At 75.3% G+C, this 5,591-nt stretch carries 4 protein-coding genes; 2 read left to right on the plus strand and 2 right to left on the minus strand.

Annotated features, from left to right (window positions below; genetic code table 11):
- A partial coding sequence (locus tag AB0O00_RS27950) for a hypothetical protein (protein WP_363656337.1) occupies nt 1-628 on the plus strand: 628 nt, incomplete at its 5' end.
- A gap of 135 nt (nt 629-763) precedes the next feature.
- Here the strand turns inward: AB0O00_RS27950 and disA are convergent.
- Together disA and radA are read right to left on the minus strand one after the other, a co-directional pair.
- Complete coding sequence (gene disA, locus AB0O00_RS27955) at nt 764-1,873, minus strand: DNA integrity scanning diadenylate cyclase DisA (RefSeq protein ID WP_363656339.1); 1,110 nt, start codon at nt 1,871-1,873, stop codon at nt 764-766.
- 150 nt (nt 1,874-2,023) lie between these two features.
- On the minus strand, nt 2,024-3,535 hold the full coding sequence (gene radA, locus AB0O00_RS27960) for a DNA repair protein RadA (protein ID WP_363656341.1): 1,512 nt from the start codon (nt 3,533-3,535) through the stop codon (nt 2,024-2,026).
- A 264-nt stretch (nt 3,536-3,799) separates the two neighbouring features.
- On the opposite strand from radA, the gene AB0O00_RS27965 reads away from it, so the two are divergent.
- On the plus strand, nt 3,800-5,591 hold a 1,792-nt coding region (locus AB0O00_RS27965; RefSeq protein WP_363656343.1), incomplete at its 3' end, for a sigma-70 family RNA polymerase sigma factor.

Raw genomic sequence — 5,591 nt, forward strand, 5'->3', positions numbered from 1 at the left:
CACGGGCGGGGCCGTCCCCGGCTCCGGCGGGGGCGGCGGCGAGGTCAGCCTCAGCACCGGCGGCACCGGCGCCGGCGGCTCGGCCAACCCGGCCCCTGCCACCGGCGGTGCCGGCGCGGCGGCGGGCGGCGCCGGTGGTGCGGCGGCGGGTGGCGCAGCGGCCGGCGGTGCCGGCGGGGGCGCCCCCGCGGTGAACACCCCCGACGTGATGGCGCTGCCGATCTGCGCCTCCTCGCAGGTGGCCCTGGAGCTGGCCAGCACCCAGAACTCGTACCAGTCCAAGGACAAGCCGCGGTTCGCCCTGACGGTGAAGAACTCCTCCGGCGCCAACTGCCGCGTGGACCTGGGCCGGACGACCTCGGCGATCACCGTGACCGCCGCCAACAAGGGCGACCGGGTCTGGTCCTCGGGCGACTGCCCGACCGACCGGGGCAGCCTGTGGGTGCAGCTCCCGGCCAACGGCAGCCAGATCGAGACGTTCACCTGGGACCGCAGCCGCAGCAAGCCGCAGTGCGCCACGCCCGACCCGGCGCCCCCGGCGAACGACACCTACGTGGTGAACGCCGACCTCAGCGGCCTCACCGGCGACAAGGTCTCGGCGCGCATCTCGATCCGCCTGGACGGCTGACCGGCCGTCACCCCGCCATCACGGCGAAGCCCCCGATTCGCGAACTGCGGTCGGGGGCTTCGGTGTTCTGCGGGCGCGGATCGACACACATCTGATGGGTAGAGCCAGACAGACCGTCGGCGGGCCGTCCGGTGGTCAGACGTAGCGCTCCAGGATGGACGATTCGGCAAGGCGGGACAGGCCCTCGCGGACCGAGCGAGCGCGGGTCTCGCCGACGCCCTCGACCGTCTGCAGGTCGTCGATGCTCGCGGCGAGCAGCTTCTGCAGCCCCCCGAAGTGCTCGACCAGGCGCTCTATCACCGTGTTGGGCAGGCGCGGGATCTTCGCCAGCAGCCGGTAGCCGCGCGGCGAGACGGCGGCGTCCAGCGACTCCGGCGAGCCCGAGTAGCCGAGCGCCTTGGCGACCGTCTGCAGGTCGAGCAGCTCGGCGTGGGTGAGCGCCTCCAGGTCGGCCAGCACCTCGGTGACCGTCCGGCCCTTCTTGGCGGCCCGCTCCGGGAAGTAGTCCCGGGCGACCAGCTCGCGCTCCGGCTCCACGCCCGCGATCAGCTCGTCCAGCTGGAGCGACAGGAGGCGGCCGTCGATGCCGAGCTCCAGCACGTAGCCGGCGATCTCGGTGGCGATCAGCCGGACCATCTCCAGGCGCTGGGCGACGGCGGTGACGTCCCGGACCGTCACCAGGTCCTCGATCTCCAGCGCGGACAGCGTGCCGGCGACCTCGTCCAGGCGGAGCTTGTAGCGCTCCAGGGTGGCGAGCGCCTGGTTGGCGCGGGAGAGGACGGTGGTCGAGTCCTCCAGCACCCGGCGGGTGCCGTTGACGTACATCGCGATCAGCCGCATCGAGTGCGAGACCGCGACCACCGGGTAGCCGGTCTGCCGGTTGACCCGCTCGGCGGTGCGGTGGCGGGTGCCGGTCTCGTCGGTGGGGATGGTGGAGTCCGGCATCAGGTGGACGCCGGCCCGGACGATCTTGGTGATGTCCTTGTCCAGCACCACCGCGCCGTCCAGCTTGCACAGCTCGCGCAGCCGGGTCGCGGTGAACTCGACGTCCAGGACGAAGCCGCCGGTGCAGATCGACTCGACGTTCTTGTCGAAGCCGAGCACGATCAGACCACCGGTGTTGGCCCGCAGGACCCGCTCCAGGCCGTCGCGCAGCCCCGTGCCGGGCGCGATGGCGCTGAGGGAGGCCCGCAGCAGGGCCTCCTCACGGGAGGACTTGTCCGCCCCCCGGTCGCTGGCTGCCACGTGACTCCTCCGGTCGACCCGTGCCGCGCGCCTCGCGCCGTGCGCCGGCCTGCGGTCTGTTGCTCTGTCGCTCAGTACCGCTCGGTACTCGCCTTCTCGTCAATGAGACAGGGGAAAGTCTAACTGCGTGTGGCGGAGACAGGGCTTGGGTCAGCGCAGTTCGTCGGAGTCGAGCGGCTCCCAGCCGTCCATCAGCTCCTCGGGGTAGGCGGCGACCCGGGCCTGGCGCGGGGCCGGCGGCGCCGACGGTGCCTCACCACGCGCCTCGCCGCGCGGCTTGGCGGCGGCCTTGCGGCGGCCCGGGATCGCGCGCAGCGCCTCGCCGATGTCGGACACCTCGACCACCTTCATGCCCGGCGGCACCTTGCCCGGGTCCGGCGGGACGAGGGCGTGCGTGAAGCCCAGCCGGTGCGCCTCGGCGAGCCGCCGCTGCACACCCGTCACCCGGCGCACCTCGCCCGCCAGGCCGACCTCGCCGATCGCCACCAGGTTGCTCGGCAGCGGGGTGTCGGTGGAGGAGCTGGCCACCGCGAGCGCGACCGCGAGGTCCGCGGACGGCTCGCTGAGCTTCACGCCGCCGACCGTCGCGGTGTAGATGTCCTGCTTGCCGAGCTTCACGCCGCCGTGCCGCTCGACGACCGCGAGGATCATCGCGATCCGCGGCGACTCCAGGCCGGAGGTCGTCCGGCGCGGCGACGGGATCTGCGAATCCACCATCAGCGCCTGCACCTCGGCCACCAGCGGGCGCTTGCCCTCCAGCGTGACGGTGAGGCAGGTGCCGGGGACGGGCTTGTCACGCCTGGTCAGGAAGAGGCCGGACGGATCGGCCAGGCCGACGATGCCCTCGTCGTGCAGCTCGAAGCAGCCGACCTCGTCGGTGGCGCCGTAGCGGTTCTTGACCCCGCGGATGAGCCGCAGCCGGGCGTGCCGGTCGCCCTCGAAGCTCAGCACCACGTCCACCAGGTGCTCCAGCAGGCGGGGGCCGGCGATCTGGCCGTCCTTGGTGACGTGGCCGACCAGCAGGGTCGCCATGCCGCGCTCCTTGGACGCCCGGATCAGCGCGCCCGCCACCTCGCGGACCTGGGCCGGGCCGCCGGGGGCGCCGTCCAGCTCGGCGGAGGCGATGGTCTGCACCGAGTCGAGGATCAGCAGGCCGGGGCCGACCGCCTCGATGTGCCCGAGCACCGCGCCGAGGTCCTGCTCGGCGGCGAGGTAGAGGTGCTCGGAGAGCGCGTTGATCCGGTCGGCGCGCAGCCGGACCTGGCCGGCCGACTCCTCGCCGGTGACGTAGAGCGTGCGGTGCTGGGCGGTGGCCGCCTTGGCGGCGACGTCCAGCAGCAGCGTGGACTTGCCGACGCCGGGCTCGCCGGCCAGCAGCACGACGGCGCCGGGGACGAGGCCGCCGCCGAGCACCCGGTCCAGCTCGGGGACGCCCGTCGACCTGGCCGTCGCGACCTGGCCGTCCACCTGGGCGATCGGGCGGGCGGGCGCGCTGACCGGGCCGGCCGCCGTCGTCCGGATCGGCACCGCGCCGTACTCCTCCACCGTGCCCCAGGCGTTGCACTCCGGGCAGCGGCCGACCCACTTGGGCAGCTGGTTGCCGCACTCGGTGCAGCGGTACGCCGGGCGCGGTTTGGCGGTGGTCTTGGTACGGGCAGCCATGGGGCCCACCGTAGCGCCTGGGTACGACAGCGACGGGCGCGCTCGGGTGCTCCGGGTGCGGCAGTGGTTCGGTGGCCGTTGCGGTGGCGGCTCGGTGGCCATTTCGGTGGCCGTTCGGTGCTGGTGTCGGTGGCGGTTCGGTGGCCGATTCAGTGGCCGTTCGGTGCGGGGCGTCCACACACGTGGGCGATGTTGTTACCCGAAAGAAGTACATACGCCAGGAATCGGCCGGACGGGCCGCCCACCCTGCCTACCGTCGGACGGGTGACAACGCGTACTGATGGGCCGCCGCGCGCGCAAGGCCCGGCGACGGCCGTGCTCGCGGCGTACGACCGGCAGGTGGACGGCCTGTTCACCTACTGCCTCTCGGTGCTGTGCGAGCACGACACCGCCACCGACACCCTGCACGAGGTCCGTGACCTGGCGCAGCGGCACGGCGCACGGCTGGCCGAACCCGGGCTCGTCCGGGCCTGGCTGTTCTCGCTCGCCCGCTACTGCTGCCTGCGGCGGCTCGCCGACGGTGCCGGACGGCCGGCCGCCACCGTGCTGACCGAGGCCGAGGCGGCCCGGCGCCGGCGCGAGCTGGCCTCGCTCGCCTGGCCGGAGGCGGCCGGGACCGACCCCGAGCAGCGGGAGGCCCTGGAGCTGTCGGTCCGCCACCGGCTGACCCCGCTGGAGGTGGCGGCGGTGCTCGGGCTGCCGTTCGACGCGACCCGGGCGCTGCTCGGCGCGGCGCAGGCGGAGGTGGCGAGGACCAGGTCGGCGCTGCTGGTGCTCGGCGTGGGCAGCTGCCCGGAGCTGGACCGGCTCGGCGGGGCCGGGGCGGAGAGCTGGCGGGACTGGGTGCTCGGGCCGGCGCTGCGGCGGGAGCTCGTGCAGCACGTCGTCGACTGCCCGACCTGCCGGGGGACGGCGGAGCGGGTGGCGGACGAGGCCTCGGACGGTCCGGGGCCGTCGGGGCTCGCCGGGCTGCCGTTGCTGACGGCGCCGGTCGCGGCGCGGGAGGGGTCGGGCGAGGGGTCGGGGGCGCGCGACGGGGTGGTGACGTACCTGCCGCAGGCGGCCGGGGCGGCGCGTGGTCCGGGTGCGGAGGCGGCCGTCGAGCCGGGGCTGCGGTTCGACCAGAGCGGCTTCCCGCGGCACCGCGCGCCGGACGCCGGGCGGGGCCTGGCCGTCCGGCGGCGGGTCGTGACCACCGGGGTGCTCGCAGCCGTGCTGGCGGCGCCGGTGGTCGCGCTGTGGGCCGGACACCGGGGCGGCGGCGGGCCCGGTGCGACCGCGGCGGTCTCGTCGGTGCGGGTGGACGAGGCCGGACGGCAGGCGGAGGAGCGGCCGTCGGGGGCGGGGGCCGGCGGGGTCGGGGTCACCACGGCGGGGACGGGCTCCGCCGGCGTGGTGGGGGTGCCCGGGATGGAGCTCGCGGGGGCCGGGGCGATGGCTGCAGAAACGTTGCTTCCCACCTTCCGCGGGCCTCTGCTCCAAGGACCCGCCGTCCCGGTGCCGGGCCGGGGCGCGACCCCGCTCGGCAGCCCGACGCTGATCGCCGCCCCCGCGGCGCCGGTCGGGTCCGGCTGGGCGGCGGGCGGCGGCGGTGCCGACCGGCCCGCGCCGACCGGGCTGCTCACCGTCGAGGCGGGCGAGTACGGCAGCCGGACGGTCCTCACGCTCACCAACTCCGGTGCCACCGACATCCGTTGGCACGCGGTCGTGGACGCGGCCTGGCTCCGGCTCAGCCGCGACTCCGGGACGCTCGAACCGGGCCGGCGCATCACGGTGATCGTCACGGTGGACGACGACCTCGCCCCCGCCGAACACTGGACGGCCCGGATCGCGCTGCCGCCGTCCGAAGCCGTGGTCACCCTGGAGGGCGGGCCGCAGAACCGAGGCGGCTCCGCCTCGCCGACCGCCTCGCCGACCCCGACGGCTGCTCCGACCACGGCACCGACGGCTGCGCCCACGGCGGCTCCGACGGGTGCTCCGACGACAGGTCCGACGTCAGGTCCGACGGCGGGTCCGACGGCGGGTCCGACGTCGACGGGCGCGCCGACGCCCGCAC

The sequence above is a fragment of the Kitasatospora sp. NPDC093558 genome (genome assembly GCF_040683475.1).
Classification (GTDB): Bacteria; Actinomycetota; Actinomycetes; order Streptomycetales; family Streptomycetaceae; genus Kitasatospora.

Bases quoted from the DNA above. Each gene is read 5' to 3' on its own strand.
- radA (WP_363656341.1), bottom strand. From the start codon at position 3,535: ATGGCTGCCCGTACCAAGACCACCGCCAAACCGCGCCCGGCGTACCGC.